At 42.9% G+C, this 22063-nt stretch carries 25 protein-coding genes; 17 read left to right on the top strand and 8 right to left on the bottom strand.

Features of this window, described 5'->3' with window-relative positions; all coding sequences use genetic code 11:
* The first annotated feature begins 52 nt into the window (after positions 1-52).
* The 3 genes from HTH_RS02490 to HTH_RS02480 all read left to right on the top strand — a co-directional run bounded on the left by HTH_RS02490 (position 53) and on the right by HTH_RS02480 (position 3529).
* A complete protein-coding gene (locus HTH_RS02490) occupies positions 53-1144 on the top strand; it encodes an RNA-guided endonuclease InsQ/TnpB family protein (RefSeq protein WP_012963120.1) in 1092 nt (363 codons plus the stop codon).
* Positions 1145-1155: 11 nt separating this feature from the next.
* Positions 1156-3129, top strand: coding sequence for an ATP-dependent helicase (locus tag HTH_RS02485; RefSeq protein ID WP_012963140.1), 1974 nt, complete (start codon positions 1156-1158; stop codon positions 3127-3129).
* A gap of 67 nt (positions 3130-3196) precedes the next feature.
* Positions 3197-3529: a (2Fe-2S) ferredoxin domain-containing protein gene (locus HTH_RS02480; RefSeq protein WP_012963139.1), complete on the top strand. Its 333-nt coding sequence runs from the start codon at positions 3197-3199 to the stop codon at positions 3527-3529.
* A 12-nt stretch (positions 3530-3541) separates the two neighbouring features.
* On the opposite strand, the gene hfq is transcribed toward HTH_RS02480, so the two are convergent.
* From hfq to fabG, 4 genes are read right to left on the bottom strand one after another with little or no spacing between them, the layout of a single operon-like run.
* A complete protein-coding gene (gene hfq, locus HTH_RS02475; protein ID WP_012963138.1) occupies positions 3542-3784 on the bottom strand; it encodes an RNA chaperone Hfq in 243 nt (80 codons plus the stop codon).
* Positions 3774-4769, bottom strand: a complete 996-nt coding sequence (locus HTH_RS02470) for an ADP-ribosylglycohydrolase family protein (RefSeq protein ID WP_012963137.1) — start codon at positions 4767-4769, stop codon at positions 3774-3776. Before HTH_RS02470 ends, hfq begins: the two co-directional genes overlap by 11 nt.
* Positions 4756-6354 (bottom strand): type I DNA topoisomerase, encoded by a 1599-nt coding sequence (gene topA / locus HTH_RS02465; protein ID WP_012963136.1) that lies wholly within the window; start codon positions 6352-6354, stop codon positions 4756-4758. Before topA ends, HTH_RS02470 begins: the two co-directional genes overlap by 14 nt.
* A gap of 3 nt (positions 6355-6357) precedes the next feature.
* Complete coding sequence (gene fabG / locus HTH_RS02460; protein WP_012963135.1) at positions 6358-7107, bottom strand: 3-oxoacyl-[acyl-carrier-protein] reductase; 750 nt, start codon at positions 7105-7107, stop codon at positions 6358-6360.
* 40 nt (positions 7108-7147) lie between these two features.
* On the opposite strand from fabG, the gene HTH_RS02455 reads away from it, so the two are divergent.
* Positions 7148-7789, top strand: coding sequence for a site-2 protease family protein (locus HTH_RS02455; protein WP_012963134.1), 642 nt, complete (start codon positions 7148-7150; stop codon positions 7787-7789).
* Position 7790: 1 nt separating this feature from the next.
* On the top strand, positions 7791-8222 hold the full coding sequence (locus tag HTH_RS02450) for a hypothetical protein (RefSeq protein ID WP_012963133.1): 432 nt from the start codon (positions 7791-7793) through the stop codon (positions 8220-8222).
* Here HTH_RS02450 and HTH_RS02445 read toward each other — a convergent pair.
* From HTH_RS02445 to hemB, 3 genes are read right to left on the bottom strand one after another with little or no spacing between them, the layout of a single operon-like run.
* Positions 8214-8696, bottom strand: a complete 483-nt coding sequence (locus HTH_RS02445; RefSeq protein WP_012963132.1) for a bifunctional nuclease family protein — start codon at positions 8694-8696, stop codon at positions 8214-8216. The two genes, HTH_RS02450 and HTH_RS02445, sit on opposite strands and share 9 nt — an antisense overlap.
* 13 nt (positions 8697-8709) lie before the next feature.
* Positions 8710-10011: a tRNA (N6-isopentenyl adenosine(37)-C2)-methylthiotransferase MiaB gene (gene miaB / locus HTH_RS02440; RefSeq protein WP_012963131.1), complete on the bottom strand. Its 1302-nt coding sequence runs from the start codon at positions 10009-10011 to the stop codon at positions 8710-8712.
* On the bottom strand, positions 10008-10994 hold the full coding sequence (gene hemB, locus HTH_RS02435; protein WP_012963130.1) for a porphobilinogen synthase: 987 nt from the start codon (positions 10992-10994) through the stop codon (positions 10008-10010). Before hemB ends, miaB begins: the two co-directional genes overlap by 4 nt.
* A gap of 49 nt (positions 10995-11043) precedes the next feature.
* On the opposite strand from hemB, the gene hisS reads away from it, so the two are divergent.
* The 12 genes from hisS to HTH_RS02375 are packed head-to-tail and all read left to right on the top strand — an operon-like array spanning position 11044 to position 20337.
* Entirely contained in the window at positions 11044-12270 is a 1227-nt protein-coding gene (gene hisS / locus HTH_RS02430) for a histidine--tRNA ligase (protein ID WP_012963129.1), read from the top strand.
* Positions 12257-12709, top strand: a complete 453-nt coding sequence (locus HTH_RS02425) for a DUF1122 family protein (RefSeq protein ID WP_012963128.1) — start codon at positions 12257-12259, stop codon at positions 12707-12709. Before hisS ends, HTH_RS02425 begins: the two co-directional genes overlap by 14 nt.
* Before the next feature lie 32 nt (positions 12710-12741).
* Positions 12742-12927, top strand: coding sequence for a YgaP family membrane protein (locus tag HTH_RS02420; protein WP_012963127.1), 186 nt, complete (start codon positions 12742-12744; stop codon positions 12925-12927).
* Positions 12924-13325 (top strand): Holliday junction resolvase RuvX, encoded by a 402-nt coding sequence (ruvX, locus tag HTH_RS02415; RefSeq protein ID WP_012963126.1) that lies wholly within the window; start codon positions 12924-12926, stop codon positions 13323-13325. The genes HTH_RS02420 and ruvX overlap by 4 nt, the downstream gene beginning before the upstream one ends.
* Positions 13322-14293, top strand: coding sequence for an endolytic transglycosylase MltG (mltG, locus tag HTH_RS02410; protein ID WP_012963125.1), 972 nt, complete (start codon positions 13322-13324; stop codon positions 14291-14293). Before ruvX ends, mltG begins: the two co-directional genes overlap by 4 nt.
* A gap of 16 nt (positions 14294-14309) precedes the next feature.
* The gene (locus tag HTH_RS02405; protein ID WP_012963124.1) at positions 14310-14630 is read left to right on the top strand and encodes an MTH1187 family thiamine-binding protein; all 321 of its coding nucleotides are present in this window, start codon (positions 14310-14312) and stop codon (positions 14628-14630) included.
* 1 nt (position 14631) lies between these two features.
* Positions 14632-16965, top strand: a complete 2334-nt coding sequence (locus HTH_RS02400; RefSeq protein ID WP_012963123.1) for a Lon protease family protein — start codon at positions 14632-14634, stop codon at positions 16963-16965.
* A 47-nt stretch (positions 16966-17012) separates the two neighbouring features.
* Positions 17013-17198, top strand: a complete 186-nt coding sequence (locus HTH_RS09815) for a hypothetical protein (RefSeq protein WP_012963122.1) — start codon at positions 17013-17015, stop codon at positions 17196-17198.
* Between the two features lie 3 nt (positions 17199-17201).
* On the top strand, positions 17202-18134 hold the full coding sequence (gene fabD, locus HTH_RS02390; protein ID WP_012963121.1) for an ACP S-malonyltransferase: 933 nt from the start codon (positions 17202-17204) through the stop codon (positions 18132-18134).
* A gap of 60 nt (positions 18135-18194) precedes the next feature.
* Complete coding sequence (locus HTH_RS02385; RefSeq protein ID WP_012963120.1) at positions 18195-19286, top strand: RNA-guided endonuclease InsQ/TnpB family protein; 1092 nt, start codon at positions 18195-18197, stop codon at positions 19284-19286.
* 35 nt (positions 19287-19321) lie between these two features.
* Positions 19322-19891 (top strand): hypothetical protein, encoded by a 570-nt coding sequence (locus HTH_RS02380; RefSeq protein WP_012963119.1) that lies wholly within the window; start codon positions 19322-19324, stop codon positions 19889-19891.
* Positions 19888-20337 (top strand): hypothetical protein, encoded by a 450-nt coding sequence (locus HTH_RS02375; protein WP_012963118.1) that lies wholly within the window; start codon positions 19888-19890, stop codon positions 20335-20337. The genes HTH_RS02380 and HTH_RS02375 overlap by 4 nt, the downstream gene beginning before the upstream one ends.
* Here HTH_RS02375 and HTH_RS02370 read toward each other — a convergent pair.
* Complete coding sequence (locus HTH_RS02370) at positions 20307-22046, bottom strand: HAMP domain-containing protein (protein ID WP_232500452.1); 1740 nt, start codon at positions 22044-22046, stop codon at positions 20307-20309. The two genes, HTH_RS02375 and HTH_RS02370, sit on opposite strands and share 31 nt — an antisense overlap.
* Positions 22047-22063 lie beyond the last annotated feature (17 nt).

Here is a 22063-nt window from a genome sequence, read left to right as displayed (position 1 = left end):
CTAATAACTGATTTTATAGACCAACGAAGAATAAATTAAAATAATCGGAAAGATGCAGGCAAAAGAGATAAAGCGAAGTTTGTTATTCAGTCTGGAATTTGCAAATGCTGGAAAGAAAAAGTTCTTAGACCAATTGTGGGAAGAATACAAAAACGCTCTGCAGTATTTTGTGGATAAAGGTTTTGATGAGAGGAGCCTTCCATCTTACGAGCATGTAAAGACTTATTCTCATAAGACATGGTTGTCAAAGAGATATTTAGGCTGCGCTCTCCTTCAGGCAGTAGATATCTTAAAAAGTGTTTTTCAAAGGAAGAAGAAAGTTAACAAGCCTGAGGTCAAAAAGGTAAGTCTTAAACTGGATAAGAGATTTTACAGGCTTGAGAGAGGAAATAATTCGTTTAATTTCTGGTTCTTATTAAGAAATCCAAAAGACAAAAACTGGGTTCATTTTCCAGTCAAGAATTACAGATATGCACAGAAGTATTTTGACGAGTGGAAGTTAAGTTCCGGTATGGAGCTTTTAAAGAGAGATGGCAAGTGGTTTTTGAAATTGACTTTTAAGAAGGAGGTGGTGCTTGAGGAGAGAGGACCAAAAGGGATAGATATAGGATATAGAAAGCTTATAACTTTATCAGATGGTCAGGTGTTTGGAAGAGAGATAAAGGAGATAATTGAGAAGAAAATTTTACCAAAGAAGCAAGGAAGCAAAAGGTTTAAGAGAGTTCTTGACTATCTTAAGACAGAGGTAAACAGGGTTTTGAAGCAGGTAATAGATGGTTCATTTTCTCCAGTATTAGAGAAGCTGAAGAATTTAAAGAGAGGGAAGAGAGGCAAGTGGAGAAGAGACATTAACAGGAGATTTAACTACTGGATGTATGGATATGTTTTGAGGAGAATAAAGGAGCTATGTGAGGTAGCTGGCGTCCAGTGGCACATAGTTCCTGCGAGTTATACCAGCAGGACTTGTCCTCAATGTGGATATGAGGACAGGGCAAACCGTGATGGAGAATGGTTTCACTGTCTCAACTGTGGATATGAAAATGATGCTGATGTAGTTGGGGCGGTGAACATTCTTTGGCGGTTTGGTAGGGAGCCTATAGTCCCCTACCCTGCAAAACCTCCTTCTGTAAGTTTGAATCTGTAGAAGGAGGAACTATGCTAAATCCATCACAAGAGAGAGCAGTTAAACATTTTGGCAAGCCACTTTTGATAGTGGCAGGTGCAGGTTCTGGCAAGACAAAAACTCTCACCTACAAGCTGGAACACTTAGTTGTCAAAAGAGGACTAAGGCAGGACAGGATACTCATCCTTACTTTTACCAACAAAGCGGCAAGGGAGATAAGGGAGAGGATAGTTAAACTTACCAACAAGGAGGTACCTTGGGCAGGTACATTTCACTCTATAGCCTTGAAGATCCTAAGACAGGAAGGATATAAGATGGGGATAGACCCATCTTTTAGCATAATTGACGAAGATGACAGGAAGAAGATACTCAAAGAGGTCCTAAGGCGGATGAACTTAAGTAAAGATATGCTTGAAGTGGCAAACAACTATATAACATCAAGGCGCGAAAGCCTCAGAGAGCCAGAAGATAGCACCTTAGAGGAGGTATACAGACAGTACTCCTCTGTCCTAAAGTCAAGAAACTTCCTTGACTTTTCTGAACTTCTCTTTAAAACTTACCAGCTTCTTAAAAATTATAGTGATGGATGGAGAGATTTTTTTGAATTTGTTATGGTAGATGAGTTTCAGGACACCAACATAATACAGTACGAAATGGTAAAACTTCTGGCAAAAGAAAACATCTGTGTGGTAGGAGACCCAAATCAATGCATATACGAGTGGAGGTATGCAAGACCAGACAACATGCTAAAATTTGTGGAGGATTTTAAACCTGACATTATAAAGCTTGAGTATAACTACCGTTCTAAAGCGCACATTATTGCAGTTGCCAATGCAGTCCTTTCTGCCTCAAAAGCCCAGTGGAAGAGCCTAACTCCAGTGCTTAAGCCAGTCAGAGACGGTGAAGAAAAACCTGTTGTGAGGCGCTTCTCAGATCCCCTTGAAGAGTCTTTGTGGATAGCACGTGAGATAAAGAGGCTTCTCAGCCGCTATAAGCCCCAGGATATAGCAATTCTTGTAAGAGCTCTTTACCTTACAGACATTTTTGAGAGAACATTTTTCAACGCCAGGATACCCTACAAAATTGTGGGATCTGTAAAATTCTTTGAAAGAGCTGAGATAAAGGATGTGCTTGCCTTTTTAAAGCTGATGGTAAACCCCTCAGACGAGCTATCTTTCAAAAGATGCTTGGAAAACGTGCAGATAGGAGAGAGGACATTTGCCATAATAAAGAGATTCCATCAGGGAGATTGGATAGCATCTTCCATACTTGCCATAAAGCATATGTCAGAGGAGAAATCCAAAAGATTGTACCATCTTATCAGAAACCTTATAAAGCTAAAGCAAAGTATAGACGAATACCCCACCGCTCTTTGGGAAATTTTGGAGCATGTAGGCTACTTAAATTACATGCAGGTAAAGTACCAAAAGGATTACAAGGAAAGGGAGGAGAATATCAAAGAGCTTTTCAGATTTTTGGAGGAGAAGAAAAAGGAAGGTGCTTCGGTTTTGGAGGTGCTTGAGGAGGTGATGCTTATAAGTCAAGAAGAAGAGACAGCCCAAGCTGTAAACATTATGACTATACACGCCAGTAAAGGGCTTGAGTTTCCTGTTGTGTTTTTACCAAGACTTGAAGAAGGCATACTTCCCCACGAAAAAAGTAAAGAGGATATTCAGGAGCTGGAAGAGGAGAGAAGACTTTTCTATGTTGCCATAACAAGAGCTAAGGATATGCTTTACATGACTTACACCAGAGACAAAAACAGCAAACCCAGCAGGTTTCTTTCGGACATACCAAAGGAGCATCTGGACCTTTCTTCTTTCAAGGTAAAGAAAACCACTTATTCATTAGAGCTAAAGCGCAATAACCTAAAGGTAGGGGACATGGTAATACACAGGGTGTTTGGTAAAGGTAAAGTTATAGCTTTGGAAGAGGAAAGAGCTACGGTGGATTTTGGTGATAAAGTAAAGACCATACACACTGATTTTCTGGAGCCAATTGGATGATATGTCTCATAATATCTTTTCCCTGCCTTCTGCTAAAATACTTCCAAAACTCTCAAGGAGGTAAGCAATGAACTTCAAGCATCTCTTTATATGCGTAAACCAGAGACCTCCCGGTCATCCCATGGGGTCGTGCGCCGAGAAGGGAAGCAGAGACATATATCAGAAGTTTATGGAGAAGCTACAGATGGACCCTGAGCTTTTCATGAGCGTGGTGATAACACCAACTGGCTGTTTAGGTCCGTGCGGTATGGGACCCACTATGGTGGTGTATCCCGACGGTGTGTGGTATGGAAATGTAAGACCTGAGGATGTGGAAGAGATAGTAAACAACCATCTAAAAAATGACCAACCTGTAGAGAGGCTAGTAGTTTCAAAGGGTAAGCCTCCCGGTATGTTTTGAAAGGGAGGGGCTTTACACAGCCCCCGGCACTCCTTCCTCCTCAAATTCAATCTCAAGCTTTTCAGCAGGTATTATGGTAGTTATGGCGTGCTTATAAACCAGCGTCTGCTGCCGACCGTCCTCTATAAGTATGGTGTAAAGGTCAAAGGATCTTACCCTTCCCTGAAGCCTGACGCCATTCACCAAATATATGGTCACCTTGACCCTTCTCTTCCTTGCTGTGTTTAGAAAGCTCTCCTGTAGCTTATAGGGCATCTTGCAACCTCCTTTCTATGTGTTCTTCTACCACATGATAAAGCTTATCGGCTAAAGAAATATAATAACCAGAATTCTCCAAGTTTTCAACAAGGTCAAGGGGAAATATCTCCTGTCCCAGGTAGGCACCCAAGTAAGCACCTACCAAGTATCCTATGGCATCCGTATCCCCTCCAAAATCTCCGTATGAATTTACCGCATCCCAAAGAGCCTTCATAGGCTCATCTATGTTAGAGAGGAATATAAAGAGAGAAAGAGGCAAGGACTCAAAGACATATGTGGAATTGCCCAGCGTATTTATTGCTCTCTCCAAATCCGCGCCCTCTTGGAGAAGCTCAGCTACCCTGTCCAGGTAAGTTTTGTGTCTGTCGTGTTTTACAAAAAGCTTAAGTTCTTCCAAAAGTTTGACTCTTTCGTCCAAGTTATCAAGATGGTAAGCATCTCTTATAAGATTAGATATCATAACAGCAAGCACTGCTGACGCATCGTACACCTCCGGACTTCTGTGGGTCATAATAGAAACCAGCCTTGCCCCTTCGGAAGCCAAAAGAGGGTTGTAAAAGTGAAAGAGGCCTACCACTATACACCTGAGGATGCCCTCAACGGAAGCTGAGGAAAAACCAGCTTCCTCAAGAGATATACCAGAGGAGAGAAGGTCAAGAGCGGTAAGCAGTGCAGGGTCTGGATACCTGTGGCTCTTTTCATCTTCCCTCCAGAGGATGAGCCTTTTGTAAAAATCCTGCGGATCTATGGCTTTTTTGTCCACAACGCTCTCAAGAAGGATCAAAGTTATCTTAGTCTCGTCAGATATTTCCTCTGGATGAGAGCCATAGGATGGACTGAGGGGATGAGGTTCCACAAAGCCTTCTACCCTTGAGCCGTAAAAGTCATAAACTTCTTCTTTTGTGATATCCTCTACACATTTGCCTATGGCATCACCTAATGCAGCCCCCAGCAGTGTCCCTCGGAACTTACTCCTTAGCATTGAGCACCCTCCTGTAAGACTCCCTCACTACTTCCTTCCAGTCCTTTTTGCCCTCCTCAACAGCATCCAGGTTATCTTCCATGTATTTGGTAAAACCATAATCCATAAGATTAGGGAATTTTTCCATAAGGTAGTCCACCACCTTAAAGGCCATCTCGGTAGGCTTTAGATAGCCCTTCTCCAGAACTACATAGCCTCTGTCTTTTAAAGTCTTTATTATTGTTGCATAAGTAGATGGTCTTCCTATACCGAGATTTTCCAAGGTTCTCACAAGACTGCCTTCTGTGTATCTGGGAGGCGGAGGCACCTCCACCTCTTCAATATATATCCTTTTGGGCTTTATGACCTGCCCCTCCTCAAGATGGGGAAGCGCTCTGTCTTTTACCTCTTTTGGATATATCCTTGTCCATCCATCAAAGACGAGTTTTGAACCCTCAGCGGTAAACTCAAGCGTATGGTCAGATAAAGCAAGGAGAACTACAAAAAACTTTTCCCTTATGGCATCGGAAGAAAGACTGGCAAGAGCCCTTGAGCTTATCAAGCTCCAGAGCTTTAGCTCCAGAACACTCTCTGGCTTTTTGTCTAAGCTTGTGGGTCTTATACACTCGTGGGCTCCCCAAGCTAGTGCCTTCTCTTTGTATTTTCTGAGCCTTCCCACATAATCTTTCCCATAAGTCCTCTCTATGTACTTCATAAACTCCTGAGCTTTCTCCTTATTCATTCTGTAGCTGTCAGTCCTTGGGTAAGTGATCAAGCCCTCCTCGTAGAGTTTTTGAGCCATCTTCTGCACTTTATCAACACTTATACCTAAAATTTTGCTTGCCTCCGCTTGAAGGCTCACCGTATTGAAAGGCTTTGGTGGTGGTTCTTTTTGCATCTCTTTACTCACCGACTTTACAACAAACATCACATCTTTTAACTTCTTCATAAAAGGTTCTGCGTTGGATGGCTTTTCAAACCTCTGTTTAAAAACCGCAGAAAACTCCACACCATCCACCACAAATTCCGCTTTTATGTAGTAATACTTTTTCCTTTTGAAGTTCTGTATCTGCCTCTCCCTTTCCACAATTAGCCTGAGAGTGGGGGATTGCACCCTTCCCACAGAAAGCCCCCTTTCTTTAAGGTCTCTCCAGAGGAAGGGTGAGAGCTTATAACCTATGAGTCTATCAAGCACCCTTCTTGAAAACTGCGCACTCACAAGATTTAAGTTTATATCGCTTGCCCCTCCAATAGCTTCCGTAATGGCTTTCTTGGTGATTTCATAAAAGGTAGCCCTATAGATGGATGTGTTTACTTTTAAAAGCTCCTCCTTTAGAAAGTAAGCTATGGCTTCTCCCTCCCTGTCAGGGTCTGTTCCCAGATAAATCTTTTTTGCCTTTTTGGCTGCTTTTTTTATGCCGTCCACTATTTTCTTTTTCCCCTTGAGCCACACATACTTAGGCTCAAGAGTTTTTATATCCACCCCCAGCTCCCTTTCTGGTAGGTCCTTTATGTGTCCCAGCGTAGCCCTAACCACCCAACCATTTCCCAAGTACTTGGCAATGGATTTAGCTTTTGTAGGAGATTCTACTATAAAGAGGTTCATAGCTCAGTACATGCCGCCATTTACGTGCAAAACTTCTCCTGTAATGTAGTCTGCCAGAGATGAGCACAGAAATAGCACAGCACCCGCCACATCCTCTGGCTTTCCAAATCTTCCAAGAGGAATGTTTTTTAGGTAATTCTGCTTTATATCTTCAGATAAAACAGCCGTCATGTCCGTTTCTATAAAACCGGGTGCCACTGCATTAACCGTTATATTTCTGCTGGCAAGCTCTTTGGCTAAGCTTTTGGTAAAGCCCACAAGACCTGCCTTTGTGGAGGAGTAATTGACCTGTCCAACATTCCCCATAAAACCTACTACAGAGGATATGTTAATGACTCTGCCCCACCTGTTTTTTAGCATACTCTTTATAGCCAGAGAAGTTATAAAAAATGTACCTGTGAGATTTACCTTTATAACTTCCTCCCAGTCCTCTAAGGACATTCTCAAAAATAGTTTATCCTTTGTTATGCCTGCGTTGTTTACCAGTATGTCTACACCTTCTATGAGCTTTTCTACCTGCTCGTATCCGGACTTTATTGACTGAGGGTCGTCAAGTCTTAATTCAATACCAAAAGCTTGCGTTGAATACTTCTGGTTTAATTCTTTGGCAACTTCCTCCGCCTTAGCTTTATCTCTGCCTGTGATTATCACGCTTGCCCCTGCTTTAGCAAGATGCTCCGCTATAGATTTACCTATGCCTCTCGTAGAGCCAGTAATAAGCGCTCTTTTCCCCGAGAGATCTATGCAAAACATGAGTAAGATTATAACATGCAATTTTGCTATAATCTCTTAGATGGACTTAAGAGAGGCTGTTATCACCATACCTGCTATTATGATGGCTGTTATACTTCACGAGTATGCTCATGGTTGGATGGCATATAAGATGGGTGATGCCACCGCTAAGGAAGCGGGAAGGCTCACCATAAACCCCATTCCCCACATAGACCTCTTTGGTACAATAATCCTTCCTGCCATGTTTATACTTGTTGGGTCTCCCATACTCTTTGGCTGGGCAAAGCCAGTCCCTATAAATCCGTTGAGGTTCAGAGACCTCAAGCTGGGCACTTTTTTCGTATCAACAGCCGGTATAGGCATGAATCTCTTGCTGGCTCTTCTTTCTGGATTTTTTTACAGACTTATAGATGCGGGATACCTTGACTTTCTGGGAAGCGCGGTGGTTTTACCCTTAGCCATATTCTGTGCCAAATCGGTGCTTATAAATGTGGTGCTGGCTGTCTTCAATGCCATACCTATACCACCTCTTGATGGGTCAAGAGCGCTCATGAGCTTTTTCTCCATCAAATACTGGGAGCTTTTCTACAGGTTTGAGATGTACGGCTTTCTCATCATAACACTGCTTCTATTTACGGGTGTGCTGGGCAGAATAATATACCCTCCCATATTATTCCTTTATAACTTATTTTTAGGTTCGTAGCATGAGGTCATGGGTTTATTACATACAGCTCAGAGCTTACTACCAGGATGGTACTTTCAGGGAAGAAGGTGCGCTTTATGTGGTAGCAATCCCAGACGAGGAAAAGCTAAAAGATGTGGACATGGAATGCTATGCCAAAGAGTACCTACCTCAGCAGACGGCGCTGAGTTCTGCTCGTGCGTATGCTGTCGGGACTGATATTGCCATCAAAGACATCTCCCCTTACCAGCTTGCTGGCTATAGGAAGGATATGGACCTGTATGTGTTTAAAGAAGGTATTGGTTTTGAGGAAGGGCTTTCAAGAGTTTTTAAGATACTTCTTGACCATTTGGCAGAGAGCGGAGAAATTAAGATGGTAGAGCCAGTTATAGATGTGGGGACACCATCGGCTGATGTGATGTACGCATGTTTAAAGAAGGCACTTTCAACTTAATCCTTTTTCAAAATCTTCCGGTTTTATATTCTCAAGCCATTCTCTGAGATGCTGCTTTTCTTCGTCCTCTTCCGGTTTTGGGACCTTTGACTTCTCAAGTACCTCTGGCTCCACATATATAGGTGCTTCAAACCTCAAAGCGAGATTTATTGCATCGCTGGGTCTTGAGTCCACTATAAGGGTATTGCTTCCGTGTAGTATATGCACCTCTGCGTAGTAGGTGCTGTCGCGAAGGTCGGTTATCACTATCTTTTCCACTACACCGCCCATCTGTTGAACAATACTCTTTAGAAGCTCGTAAGTCATAGGTCTTGGGGGTTCAATTTTTTGAAGCTCCCTTACTATGCTGTCAGCCTCAAATATGCCTATCCATATAGGAAGCAAAACTTCTTCATTGTCTTTGGCTCTTAGCACCACTATGGGCATCTGAGATACTGGGTCTAAAGTAACTCCATGAACCACCATTTCTATCATATTTTTTTACCTCCTACACTAATTCACACTCCATGTTGAAAGGATAGGACCTTATTACTTTCACCTTTACCACCTTTCCAAGCATTTCCACACCACCTTCCATACTTACCCACCTGTTGGTTCTGGTCCTACCTATTAATTTATTTCCGTGTTCTATGCTTTCAATAAGCACCTCCTGAATAGTGCCTTCGTAAGACTTGGCCACCTCCCCCATTATCTCCTTTTGTAGCTGTAAAAGTCTGCTCATTCTTTGGGTCTTTACCTGGTCAGGCACCTGTCCTTCCATACTATACGCTGGTGTGTCTGGCCTTGGAGAAAACTTGAAGGAAAACACCTGCTCAAACCTCACCTTTTTAAGCATATCAAGAGTTTCCTCAAAGTCTTCTTCCGTCTCTGTGGGAAAGCCTACTATTACATCAGTGGAAAAGGTTATGCCTTTCACATACTCTTTGAGCATGCTTATCTTTTCAAGATACTCCTCCTTAGTGTAGCCTCTGTCCATAAGCTTTAGTATCCTGTCTGAGCCTGCCTGAAAGGGAAGGTGTATGTGCTCACAGACCTTTTTTATCTCACCCATTGCCTTAGCTATCCCTTCGTCAAGGTCCTTAGGATGCCCTGTGGTGAATCTTATTCTTTCAACGCCGTCTATCTCTGCTACTCTGTATAAAAGTTCCGAAAAGTGCTTTCCTATGTCTTTGCCCCAAGCGGTAACATTCTGACCAAGAAGGTGCACTTCTTTTACACCATCGGATACAAGGTCCCTTACCTCTTTGAGTATGCTCTCCAAACTTCTTGACCTCTGCCTTCCCCTCGTTTTGGGAACTACACAGTAAGTGCAGTTTTTATCGCATCCTTTCATCACCGTCACATATGCGCAGTAAGGATTGTCCCTTACTGTAGGATAATCCCAGAGCTTGTCCTCATCATCCGGTGGGTTTTCCAGTATGGCAACCGCTTTGTATCCAGCCTGTGCTTGCTGTATGAGCTCTGGAAGCTGATGCATGTTAAAGCTTGAAAACATAATGTCCACCACTGGCGACTTTTGAATAAGCTCAAAACCCATCCTCTGAGCCAAACATCCACACACACCGATGAGAGCCTTTGGATTTTGTTCTTTGAGCTTTTTATACTCACCTAAATGAGAAAACACCTTCTGATCTGGCTTTTCTCTGATGGTACAGGTGTTTATAAGAATTATGTCAGCCTCCTGCCAGTCTTTTGCTTCTTGATAGCCCAAAGTCTGGAGCATCCCCTTTATCCTTTCGCTGTCGTTGAAGTTCATCTGACAGCCAAAAGTCTTTATGTAATACTTCATGCCAACTCACCTCTGTTTATTAAAATAGCCACATCTTTAGCAAAGTAAGTGATGATCATATCCGCACCAGCACGCTTTATAGAAGTTAGCACCTCCCACATAACTTTCCTTTCGTCTATCCATCCAAGCTTTCCGGCTGCCTTTATCATAGAATACTCACCGCTCACATTGTAAGCGCATACTGGAAGCAGTGTAGCCTCCTTTACGCGGTAAATAATATCCAAGTAAGATAGGGCTGGCTTTACCATAACTATGTCTGCACCTTCTTGAAGGTCCAAAAGCACTTCCTTTAAGGCTTCTCTTGCGTTGGACGGGTCCATCTGGTAAGTTCTTCTATCGCCAAAGGCTGGTGCTGACTGCGCAGCATCTCTGAAGGGTCCGTAAAAGGCAGAGGCAAACTTGGCAGAGTATGCCATTATGGGAATCTCATAAAAGTTAGCCTCATCTAAAGCACTCCTTATAGCTTTTACCATACCGTCCATCATACCAGAAGGTGCCAGCATATCAGCCCCGCTTTCTGCATGAGATACAGCTTGTTTTTTGAGATTTTCAAGCGTAGCATCGTTGTCAACGTGGTGGTTTTTGAGCACTCCGCAGTGTCCATGGGTGGTGTACTCACAGAAGCACACATCCGTAATTACATAAATGTCTGGTACCTCTTTTTTTATAAGCCTTACAGTCCTCTGGATTATACCTTCTTTGCTCCATGTATCTGATCCAACCTCGTCCTTGTGCTCTGGAATACCAAAGAGTATTATGGCAGGAATGCCCAAATCCCTTATCTTTTTAACTTCATCAATCACTTTGTCGGGACTGTATCTGAAAACTCCCGGCATAGAAGGCACTTCTTCTTCAATACCCTCTCCGTAGCGCACAAAAACAGGGCATATAAGGTCGTCAAGACTCAGCTTGGTCTCTCTAACCAAACGCCTTATGCTCTCATTACTCCTCAGCCTGCGAGGTCTTAGCTTTGGAAACTCCATAGTATTAAAATTATAGAGTTTCTAGCTGGTAGGCTATAATTTATTCCTTATGGCGGAATTTCAAAGCGTAAGAGGATTTCACGACATTTTTGGGCAGGAGCTTAAAAAATTCCGATATGTTTCGGACACTGTAAGAAGCCTGCTTAAGCTATACAATTTTGAGGAGATAATTCTTCCTGTAGTTGAGTATCTTGAGGTGTTCCAGAGGAGCATAGGGGAGGTCACCGATATAGTCCAGAAGGAGATGTTTGTGTTTCAGGATAGGAAAGGAAGGTGGCTGGCTCTAAGACCCGAGGGCACTGCAGGAGCGGTAAGAGCTTACATACAAAACAGACTTTATGCACTAAAGCCTTATGTGAAGCTCTTTTATGAAGGTCCCATGTTCAGGTACGAGAGGCCTCAGGCGGGAAGATACAGACAGTTCCATCAGATAGGTGCTGAAGTTTTTGGTACGCTGGACCCTCAGGTGGATGCACAGATGATAGAGATGGTGCATACAATACTGACAAAGCTGGGCATAAGTGCTACCATAGAGATAAACTCCATTGGGTGCAGAGTGTGCAGACCTTCCTATAAAAAAGCCCTATCTGATTATCTGGAGGATGTTGTAGGACACTTGTGTGATGTGTGTCTTGACAGAAAAGATAAAAATCCTCTGCGGGTCCTAGACTGCAAAGTAGAAACCTGCAAGGAGGCAGTAAAGCAAGCTCCCAAGATGGTTGATTACCTCTGCCAAGAGTGTGCAACTCACTACGAAACTCTAAAGTCTTACTTAGACATGCTATCTATACCATACAGAGAGAACCACCATCTGGTGAGAGGTTTAGACTACTACACCAAGACAGTTTTTGAAGCTGTCTCTGATGAGCTGGGTATAACTATAATAGCGGGGGGAAGGTACGATTATCTGGTAGAGGAAATGGGAGGACCCCCTACCCCAGCTATAGGCTTTGCAGTGGGTATTGAAAGGATCTCCATGCTGGTAAAGGACCTTCCTCAGGAAGAGCCACTTTATATGGTAATTCCCTTTGGTGATACGCTGGATTACGCTTTTGAGGTAATAAAGAAGCTGAGAGATATGGGAAAGAGGGTAGAGACATCCTATAAAAAGGCTAATCTCAAGAAACAGCTGGAGCTTGCCAACAAGCTGAAGGCAGACTATGTAGTCCTTATAGGAGAGGACGAAAAAAGACAGAACACTATAACCATCAAGAACATGCACACAGGTATGCAAGAAAGCATTAGCTTTTTAGAGCTTGCCCATGAACGCCTTTGAAGAGTTTATAGAAACTCTAAAAGAAGGTATAGTGTGCAAAGGGAAAAGATTATACTTATCAAAGAGGGATAAGGGAAGATTTGCGGAGGAGGAGAATCTCACACTTAGCTTGGACGAAAGAAGTCTTCTTTTTGCAAAGGTCTTTTACGGTAGGAAACCCTACTGGAGAGAGTGGATAGAGCTTTTTAACATTGAGCCGGAGTTTTTCTCAAGCCCCTTTGAAGATGAACTTTACCAGCTCATATCACGGCACTTTGGAAGGATATTCGTTGAGTATTATGAAGATAGAGAAACATCTTTCCAGCTTGAAAAAGGCGTGCCTGCAGAAAATACAAGGCTTGGACAGAAGCTCATAAAGTGTGGCTATAAATACCTTAGGAACTGGTACTATCCCGAAGGGTGGATGGAGGGCGGACAAAAACTACAGGGAGAAAAGTGATGTGGTATAATACCTTTTAGGAGGTTTTTATCATGGAAAAAAACATGGCAACTTGGGACAGGGCGGTCAGGGTTCTGCTGGGCATCATATTTCTCTACCTTGCCTTCACCAAAGGAGGAGCATGGTGGATACTGGGTATAATAGGGATAGTGTTTATAGGAACTTCTGCAGTTGGCTTTTGTCCTCTTTACAAGGTACTTGGCTTTAAGACAGGTTGAAAGTACTGGCTCTTGATTATGGAAGCAAACGCATAGGACTTGCCTTAGGGGACACATCGCTGAACATAGCCTCCCCTCTTGGTGTCTTTGAAAATAGGGAAGGGGTGGTTGAGAAGATAAGGAATTTAATTAGCGAATACAGAGTTTCCCTGCTAATAGTAGGGCTACCACTTACACCACGAGGGCAAAAAGGACAGAGAGCAAAAGAGGTGGAGGAGTTTGTAAAAAAATTAAGAGAGAGTTTGCCTGAGGAGATAGAGCTTTTAATGTGGGATGAAAGATACACTACAAAAGAAGCTTACTGGCTTTTGCAAGACCTCCCACCCACCAAAAGAAAAAAGTTAAAGGATAGTTTATCTGCGTATATAATACTTAAAGAGTACCTGGAAAGCTTATGAAACTTCTGAAGTTCTTAGCTCCTTTAAGTTTGATAGTGGCTTATATTTTTTACTCCTTTCTCCCCGTCTCCTTAGAAAAAAAGACGGTAGAGATCCCTTACGGCATGCCTTCCACAGACATAGCCTGGTATCTTTACAGAGAGGGGGTGATAAGAAGCCCTGTGTCCTTTTTGTTTATTCACACTATAAAAAAAGGCAGACTTGAGGCTGGAGAGTACGAGTTTGATGGACTTGTCTTTCCTTGGGATGTCTACAGAAAGATACACTACGGTTTTAGAAAAACATACAAAATCACCATTCCAGAAGGATCAGATGTTTATGACATAGCCAGCGTGCTGGATAGTTACAAAATATGCAAAGCGGAGGATTTTTTAAAGTATGCCCTATCTCCAAAAACTGCTCAAAATTATGGATTAAACACCTTTAGTATGGAAGGCTTTCTGTTTCCAGATACCTACTTATTTTCCAAAAACACGCATCCGCTTACTGTTATATCCGTCATGTATAGGAACTTTCTGAAAAAGACGGAACCTTTAAGAAGGGAGCTTGAAAAGTCTGGCATGAGCCTTGAAGAGTGGGTAACCATAGCATCTTTGATAGAAAAGGAAACCGCCCTAAAGGAGGAAAGACCTCTTGTGTCTGCCGTTATCCACAACAGATTAAAAAAGGGAATGAAGCTTCAGATAGACCCCACCGTCATATACGCTATGAAGAGAAAAGGCATCTGGAATGGAAAGCTCTCCTCAAAGGACCTTGATATAGATGATCCTTACAACACCTATGCTTACTTTGGTCTTCCGCCATCACCTATATGCAATCCTGGACTTGATTCCCTTGAATCTGCACTGCGTCCTGCAAAAGTAAATTACCTTTACTTTGTTGCCAACGGCAACGGTGGACACAGGTTTAGCTCCACCTACTCGGAGCATCTTGCCAATGTGAAGGCATACATAGAATTGAAAAAGTAAGATTATAATTTTTAGCATGAGTTTTATAGTATTTGTAAGCATGACACCTTTGGGGAAAGAGGAGAGCGTAAGCAAGTATGTGGCACGCGTTGTGGATATAGTTGATAAATCCGGGCTTGACTATGTGCTAACTCCTATGGGAACCATTGTAGAAGGTGAGGACTGGGACCAGGTTATGGAGGTGCTAAAAAAGGGGTTTGAGGCTCTGAAAACGGACTGCAACAGGATAAGCATAGTTATGAAGATAGATTACAGGAAAGGAAGGACAAAGGGTCTTGTGAGTAAAGTAAGAGCGGTGGAAGAGAAAGTGGGAAGAGATATAAAGAAGGCTATGTGATATGGCGCTTAAGAAGCTCTCCGCTGATGAACTTTTTTTGAGCTTCTCTTACAATAGAGGCACTGGGGATGTAAGTCCAGTAGAGCTTTTCCCAGGTCAGGATAGGGTTGAGAAGGCTTTTGACCTTGCATTGAGTTCATCCTCCGATGGATATAATGTGTTTGTATCGGGACCCGAGAGCGTAGGCAGGACTGTGTACACTCTCAAAAGGCTAAAAGAAGCTTCACAGAACAAGCCACCTCCGGAAGATGTGTGTTATGTCAACAACTTTGAAAATCCTCTAAGGCCTCTTTACCTTCTTCTGCCTGCAGGAATGGGAAAAAAGCTCTCTCAGAACATAGACAGAGCTATAGAGGACCTCAAAGAAGCGCTCCCAAAAGCCTTTGAGAGTAAAGAGTACGAAGATGAGATAGCCAAAATCAACAAGATGGCAGACCAGCAAAGGGAGAGAATACTCCAGGAGCTGGGTGAGGAGGCTCAGAGGCACAATTTGGGAGTTTTGTTTACACCTGCGGGTATTAGACTCTTACCCATCATGGGAAGGAGGCTCGTCAGCGAGGAGGAGCTTTTAAGCAATGAAAAACTGCAGGAAGCGTATGAGAGGAATCTTTCCGCCTTTGAAGAAAGATTCAGGGAGTTTATGAGAAAACTCAGGGAGCTTGACCACAATGTCGCGGACCAGATACTGGACCTTAGGAGAAGGGTGGCTTACTATGTGGTAGAGAAGGTCTTCTCAAGGTTTGAGAATGGCTACAAAAGCCATGAGCATGTGCGCAACTTCATAAACAGGCTTAAGGAGGAGATAGTAAAAAGCGCTGACCTATTTATGCTATGGCACACCTCTAAAGGAAACCTTGCGGCTATGCGCTCCTTAGAGAGGGCTTTTAATGCCTTTAGGGTAAATGTCATAGTGGATAACTCGGACCTTAAGGGTCTTCCTGTTGTCCATGAGGAGGTGCCAACGCTCCAGAATCTCTTCGGAAGAGTATCCTACACTGTGGAGATGGGAGTTTTGCAAGCTGATCATATGAGCATAAGCGCAGGGAGTCTTCACAGAGCGAGGGGAGGATACCTGGTACTGAGAGCCATAGACCTGCTCAAGAACCCATACCTTTGGAACGCTTTTAAAAAGGTTCTTATGCACAAGAAGATACACATGGCTGGAGGGGTATTGGAAGACAGCCTTCTGCCCTATGTGGGCATATCGCCAGAGCCTGTTCCCGCGGACATAAAGGTGTTTCTCATAGGCGACCCGTTGCTCTATCAGCTACTTTCTCTTTACGACCCGGAGTTTAACAGGCTCTTTAAGGTAAAGGCTGAATTCAACCCCATCATAGACCTCAACGAGGATTTTGTGGAAAGTTTTCCCAAGATAATAAAGAAAATAATAGTGGATGAAGGCATAAAAGACCTTACTGCGGAAGCTCTTTCTGAGCTTTTAAGATACGCAGTGACTCTATCGGGTAGCAGAAAGAAGGTGAGTCTTCTTATGGGCTACATAGTGGATGTAATTAGGGAAGCTAACACCCTATCAGGAGATTCTCAAAGCATAGATGCTAAACACATAAAGAGAGCCATAGAGGAGAAGATATACAGGTCAAACCTCATTGAGGAAAAGATAAGGAAAGCTATAGAAGAGGGGAAGATAATAGTAAAGGTGGATGGCAGGCACACTGGTCAGGTAAATGGCTTGAGCGTCTATGAGCTTGGGGATATAAGCTTTGGTAAACCCAGCAGGATAAGCGCATCAGTGTACATAGGGGAAAAGGGCGTTATAAACATAGAGAGAGAGGTAGAGCTGAGCGGTCCAATTCACTCAAAGGGAGTGCTTATATTAACGGGATACATAGGAAATAAGTATGGTAAAGACTTTCCCATACATCTGTCTTGCAACATAACCTTTGAGCAGTCTTACGAGGAAGTAGAAGGGGATAGCGCATCAGTAGCAGAACTCATAGCTATCCTTTCGGCCATATCGGGCATTCCCGTAAGACAGGACATAGCCATAACGGGCTCTGTGGACCAGCATGGTAATATACAACCTGTGGGAGGGATAAAGGAAAAAGTAGAGGGCTTTTACAAAGTGTGTAAAGTGCTGGGACTTACAGGTCAGCAAGGTGTTGTGGTACCTTCAAGGAACTATGACAACCTCATCCTTGACGATGAGCTCATAGACCATGTAAAAGCAGGAAGATTTCACATATACACTGCGGAGAGCGTAGATGATGTTATAGAGCTTATGTTTGACATGAAGGCGGAGAAGTTTCACAAGCTTGTTTCTAAAAAACTCTACGAGTTTTATAAAAAGGTGGCAAAACCTAAGGAAAAGGGATGATTAACAGTTAATTTATTTTTTAGCTATTCTGTGTTATATTTATCCACATGGAAGGTACATTGGTGAATGGAACAAAATCCAAGCCCTATATGGGTAAGGATACTCCAGGGAGAGTTCCGTTCCCCCTGGTGTCCATTCATCAGAAACTGCTTGAGACCTCTTACCTGAAGCCCAAAAGTCTCATCAAGTATTCACACGCGGATAAATACGAATTAGGAAAAATGGAACGGTGAAATATGGGTAAGATAGCTTATATCTTTCCGGGACAAGGTTCCCAATATGTGGGAATGGGTTATGACTTCTACAGGGAATTTTCTGAGGCGTCGGATGTATTCCACAGCGCTGAGGTAGCTCTCAGATACAACCTCACAGACATTATATTCAAAGGACCGGAAGATGAGCTAAACAAGACTATAAACACCCAGCCTGCTCTGCTAACAGTTAGCCTTGCCATATACGCCGTGCTAAAGGCTAACGGTCTTCCCAAGGCAGACTTCGTGGCGGGACATTCGCTTGGTGAGTACACTGCTTTGGCTGTGGTGGGAGGTGTGGAGCTTTTTGAAGCGGTAAGGCTCGCTTACCTGAGGGGTAAGTACATGCAGGAGGCGGTACCCGAAGGCGTGGGAGCCATGGTGGCGGTTTTAAAGCTCTCTCCCGAGAAAGTAGAAGAAGCCTGCAGGCTTGCCAGTGATGTGGGTGTGGTAGAGCCGGCCAACTACAACTCTCCCGAGCAGGTAGTCATATCAGGGGAGAGGCAGGCGGTGGAAAAGGCAAGCCAGATAGTAAAAGAGATGGGAGGAAAGGTCATATCCCTTAAAGTATCAGTTCCCTCTCACTGCTCTCTGATGAAGCCTGCTGCGGATGCCTTCAGGCTAAAGCTTGCCCAGACTCCCATAAAGAACATAGACTTACCCCTTGTACAGAACTATACAGCTAAGGCACATACAATGGCTCACGAGATAAGGGAAAACCTCTACAGGCAGATATTCTCATCTGTCAGATGGTACCAGAGCCTGCAGTACATGGCAGAGCAGGGAGTGGACACATTCGTAGAAATAGGTCCAAAAAACGTGCTTTCTAAACTTGTAGTGCAGACACTACCTCACGCAAGGGTTATGAACGTGGAGAAGGTAGAGGATGTGGAAAAAGTCATAAAAGCTCTGAGGTAGTGTAGGAACTAATAACTGATTTTATAGACCAACGAAGAATAAATTAAAATAATCGGAAAGATGCAGGCAAAAGAGATAAAGCGAAGTTTGTTATTCAGTCTGGAATTTGCAAATGCTGGAAAGAAAAAGTTCTTAGACCAATTGTGGGAAGAATACAAAAACGCTCTGCAGTATTTTGTGGATAAAGGTTTTGATGAGAGGAGCCTTCCATCTTACGAGCATGTAAAGACTTATTCTCATAAGACATGGTTGTCAAAGAGATATTTAGGCTGCGCTCTCCTTCAGGCAGTAGATATCTTAAAAAGTGTTTTTCAAAGGAAGAAGAAAGTTAACAAGCCTGAGGTCAAAAAGGTAAGTCTTAAACTGGATAAGAGATTTTACAGGCTTGAGAGAGGAAATAATTCGTTTAATTTCTGGTTCTTATTAAGAAATCCAAAAGACAAAAACTGGGTTCATTTTCCAGTCAAGAATTACAGATATGCACAGAAGTATTTTGACGAGTGGAAGTTAAGTTCCGGTATGGAGCTTTTAAAGAGAGATGGCAAGTGGTTTTTGAAATTGACTTTTAAGAAGGAGGTGGTGCTTGAGGAGAGAGGACCAAAAGGGATAGATATAGGATATAGAAAGCTTATAACTTTATCAGATGGTCAGGTGTTTGGAAGAGAGATAAAGGAGATAATTGAGAAGAAAATTTTACCAAAGAAGCAAGGAAGCAAAAGGTTTAAGAGAGTTCTTGACTATCTTAAGACAGAGGTAAACAGGGTTTTGAAGCAGGTAATAGATGGTTCATTTTCTCCAGTATTAGAGAAGCTGAAGAATTTAAAGAGAGGGAAGAGAGGCAAGTGGAGAAGAGACATTAACAGGAGATTTAACTACTGGATGTATGGATATGTTTTGAGGAGAATAAAGGAGCTATGTGAGGTAGCTGGCGTCCAGTGGCACATAGTTCCTGCGAGTTATACCAGCAGGACTTGTCCTCAATGTGGATATGAGGACAGGGCAAACCGTGATGGAGAATGGTTTCACTGTCTCAACTGTGGATATGAAAATGATGCTGATGTAGTTGGGGCGGTGAACATTCTTTGGCGGTTTGGTAGGGAGCCTATAGTCCCCTACCCTGCAAAACCTCCTTCTGTAAGTTTGAATCTGTAGAAGGAGGAACTATATTATTTCTTAAGGGTTGGACCATGATATGTCTTACGCATTTGGAGCTGTGTCCTTACTGTAAGAGGGTAGCCTTGCAGGTGTGCGAGTATGATGAACCTTATCCAAGAGTGACCGCAGAATGCCAGTGCTGTGGCTACAAGGCGCACGATGTGCCTATGAAACTAACAAGGGAGGATTTTAAATCTATACTTGATAAGCTGGGAAGAAAGCTCATAGGTGAGGTGTGTATAGATGACAGATGTGGGTCGGATAAGGTGCTCAAGCTCCTTCAGGAAGGTGCCTATGCCGAGTACAGATGCCTGGACTGCGGTGCGGAGTGGAACAGTGAAGAAATTCAGAGAGCTATAAACAGAGTCAAGAGAGTACAAAACGCTTTAAAAAACGGTAACAGGCTTCTGGAAGTGCTCAAAGCAGGAGAAGGTGAATGTCCTCTGTGCGGATGGGATGTAGGGCATATACATGTGGGTTATGCGGTAGCCATAGAGTGTTTTGTGTGTGGATACTACAGCAAGGTGGAAGAGATAATTCCAGATGTTGACCTTACCACTCTTGAGTGTCCTGAGTACGAAAGGTCAGAAGAAACAGGATGAAAAACCCCTTTCAAGAGTTCACAAGATACTCAGAGTGGAAAGAGAGATTCTTAAAAGACAGGGATAGGATAAAAGAGATAAATCCTAAATCTTCCAGACTATCAGAAGCAATAGCTGCCATGTATGTGGGAGGATTGGAGCACAGAACTCAGGATGAAGAGATAAAAAAATGGACAGACTGGGCAGGTGAGAAGACCTACAGAACTTTTAACGGCTTTCCACAGCTCTCTGATGAGGAGCTTTCTTTCCTCTTTTACTGCCTTGGTAAGCTCTTTGTGCCTCTTTTGCTTCATGAAAAGGGCGTAAAGTCAGAAAGTTTTAAAGCTCTGACTCAAGAAGAGCAAGAGAGCGCTGTCTCGGATGTGCTGGATACCATATGGGAAAACCACATCATACGCATACTTCAGGTACTCCCTTACATGGGTCTGAAAGAGACCACTAAGTGAAAACCCGCCGGATTATGAAGAGCTTTTACACTCCACCCGTGCACCTGTGCGATGTGTTTTACCACAGCCAGACCAAGACCCATCCCCTGTGGGCTTTCTGAATGATATGGTATGAAAATAAGCTCTTCCTTTCCCTTTTCTATACCTCTGCCATCATCTACATATTCCAGCGCATCTTCTCTTATGTTTATGCTCACCTTTTTGGCATGCCACTCTAAGCTGTTGTTAAACAAGTTCAAAAACATATCCCTTAGCATCTCCCTGTCCGCATAGACCTTTTTGTCTCCCTGCACCTCAACGCTTATCCCTGTGTAAAGTTTGGAAATATCTCTTATGATATCTTTAAGGCTTAGCTCTTCAAGTTTTGGTTCCCTCTCTACAGATAGGTCTCTGAACTTGTTTATGGTATCCCTTATCCTTGCTATCTCTTCAAGGACAACTCTTATAGATTCTGTGATCTTTTCCTTACTTAGTGGTTCTTTTTCCAAAAGACGAAGCACTCTCTCCAAATTTAGGCTTATGGGAGTTAAGGGATTTTTTATTTCGTGAGCTATCCTTTTGACAGCATACTGCCAAGTTTTGAACCTTTCTGAGAGTATAACCGGTTGAAGGTCCTCGTATATGAAAACTTTACCCTCTTCGCTTTCTACCGCCACCTGTCTTATGTATGCCTTATTTTGTATTTTTGCAAGATCCTCCTCAGCCTTGACCTTCTCACCAAACATCTTTTTAAAGCTCTCGTTTACCATCAAACTGCCGTCTTTGTGTATGTAAACTACTCCAACGGGTAGTGCGTTAATGAGTCCCTCAAGCATCCTCTTGTCATTTTCGAGCTTTGTGTATGTTCTCTGAAGCTCTGACCTCATCCTCTCAAAAGCTTCTGAAAGCTCCTGTATTTCATCACCGGTATAAGGCACACCCACTTTTATGGAAAAGTTCCCCTTAGCAATCTCTTTAACTTTTGAGGAGAGCCTCTCCAAGGGGAGACTTATGTATCTTGCCACCAAATTCCCAAACCACACTGTAGCAAGGAGCGTGATCAGAGTTATAAGCACCAAAAAATACACATATACACTTGATATTACATCCCTTGATTTAACAAGGTTCCTGATCTGCCTTGAAACATAGTAAAGAGAGTTTATATTTCCAAGTGTCTCCTTATCTCTTTTGAGAACTATCCTGTATCCACCTATGCACATGACAGCTTTATCTTCCATTAAGTTTTCCAAGCAGTTTTTTGCAGGCTCTATGCTTTCCACCTCCTTTAGCCCTCTCAGATAAGCTCTTGGGTCCTCACCTCTGCTTACGAGAAACGCAAAGAATTCTCTGTAGAGCTTTATCCTTTCCTGCTCCCTCTTTTTGAGACTTTCGTAAAGTATTTGCGCCTTTTGAGCTACATCTTTAAGTTGGGAACTTACAAGGGTTTTTGTAGATTGTATGAGTATAAAAGATGTGGCAAAATTGAGAAAAAGTATGGGAACGAATATATAAAGAAGCAAAGCCTGTGAAAGCTTCTTTCTGAGTCTCTTTTTTGAACCTTCAAGATATACCTTTATAAACTTTCTGAAAAAAATGGCAAAAACGATCACCAGAACCAAAAGGTCTATGTTTATTACCAACAGAATTATGGGAAAGCCTATCTGCCAAACCTTCCTTAAATTGTCAAGTAGCGCTATGTTTATGCCCAAAAAGATAAGAAAGATAAGCAAAAAGGTTAAGTATAATC

Source organism: Hydrogenobacter thermophilus TK-6, assembly GCF_000010785.1.
In the GTDB taxonomy this organism is placed as follows: domain Bacteria; phylum Aquificota; class Aquificia; order Aquificales; family Aquificaceae; genus Hydrogenobacter; species Hydrogenobacter thermophilus.
Note: the sequence above shows the minus strand (reverse complement) of the source record. Positions and strands in the feature narration are given on the sequence as shown.

Bases quoted from the DNA above. Each gene is read 5' to 3' on its own strand.
- HTH_RS02490 (WP_012963120.1), top strand. From the start codon at position 53: ATGCAGGCAAAAGAGATAAAGCGAAGTTTGTTATTCAGTCTGGAATTT.
- HTH_RS02485 (WP_012963140.1), top strand. From the start codon at position 1,156: ATGCTAAATCCATCACAAGAGAGAGCAGTTAAACATTTTGGCAAGCCA.
- HTH_RS02480 (WP_012963139.1), top strand. From the start codon at position 3,197: ATGAACTTCAAGCATCTCTTTATATGCGTAAACCAGAGACCTCCCGGT.
- hfq (WP_012963138.1), bottom strand. From the start codon at position 3,784: ATGCCCTATAAGCTACAGGAGAGCTTTCTAAACACAGCAAGGAAGAGA.
- HTH_RS02470 (WP_012963137.1), bottom strand. From the start codon at position 4,769: ATGCTAAGGAGTAAGTTCCGAGGGACACTGCTGGGGGCTGCATTAGGT.
- topA (WP_012963136.1), bottom strand. From the start codon at position 6,354: ATGAACCTCTTTATAGTAGAATCTCCTACAAAAGCTAAATCCATTGCC.
- fabG (WP_012963135.1), bottom strand. From the start codon at position 7,107: ATGTTTTGCATAGATCTCTCGGGGAAAAGAGCGCTTATTACTGGCTCT.
- HTH_RS02455 (WP_012963134.1), top strand. From the start codon at position 7,148: ATGGACTTAAGAGAGGCTGTTATCACCATACCTGCTATTATGATGGCT.
- HTH_RS02450 (WP_012963133.1), top strand. From the start codon at position 7,791: ATGAGGTCATGGGTTTATTACATACAGCTCAGAGCTTACTACCAGGAT.
- HTH_RS02445 (WP_012963132.1), bottom strand. From the start codon at position 8,696: ATGATAGAAATGGTGGTTCATGGAGTTACTTTAGACCCAGTATCTCAG.
- miaB (WP_012963131.1), bottom strand. From the start codon at position 10,011: ATGAAGTATTACATAAAGACTTTTGGCTGTCAGATGAACTTCAACGAC.
- hemB (WP_012963130.1), bottom strand. From the start codon at position 10,994: ATGGAGTTTCCAAAGCTAAGACCTCGCAGGCTGAGGAGTAATGAGAGC.
- hisS (WP_012963129.1), top strand. From the start codon at position 11,044: ATGGCGGAATTTCAAAGCGTAAGAGGATTTCACGACATTTTTGGGCAG.
- HTH_RS02425 (WP_012963128.1), top strand. From the start codon at position 12,257: ATGAACGCCTTTGAAGAGTTTATAGAAACTCTAAAAGAAGGTATAGTG.
- HTH_RS02420 (WP_012963127.1), top strand. From the start codon at position 12,742: ATGGAAAAAAACATGGCAACTTGGGACAGGGCGGTCAGGGTTCTGCTG.
- mltG (WP_012963125.1), top strand. From the start codon at position 13,322: ATGAAACTTCTGAAGTTCTTAGCTCCTTTAAGTTTGATAGTGGCTTAT.
- HTH_RS02405 (WP_012963124.1), top strand. From the start codon at position 14,310: ATGAGTTTTATAGTATTTGTAAGCATGACACCTTTGGGGAAAGAGGAG.
- HTH_RS02400 (WP_012963123.1), top strand. From the start codon at position 14,632: ATGGCGCTTAAGAAGCTCTCCGCTGATGAACTTTTTTTGAGCTTCTCT.
- HTH_RS09815 (WP_012963122.1), top strand. From the start codon at position 17,013: ATGGAAGGTACATTGGTGAATGGAACAAAATCCAAGCCCTATATGGGT.
- fabD (WP_012963121.1), top strand. From the start codon at position 17,202: ATGGGTAAGATAGCTTATATCTTTCCGGGACAAGGTTCCCAATATGTG.
- HTH_RS02385 (WP_012963120.1), top strand. From the start codon at position 18,195: ATGCAGGCAAAAGAGATAAAGCGAAGTTTGTTATTCAGTCTGGAATTT.
- HTH_RS02380 (WP_012963119.1), top strand. From the start codon at position 19,322: ATGATATGTCTTACGCATTTGGAGCTGTGTCCTTACTGTAAGAGGGTA.
- HTH_RS02375 (WP_012963118.1), top strand. From the start codon at position 19,888: ATGAAAAACCCCTTTCAAGAGTTCACAAGATACTCAGAGTGGAAAGAG.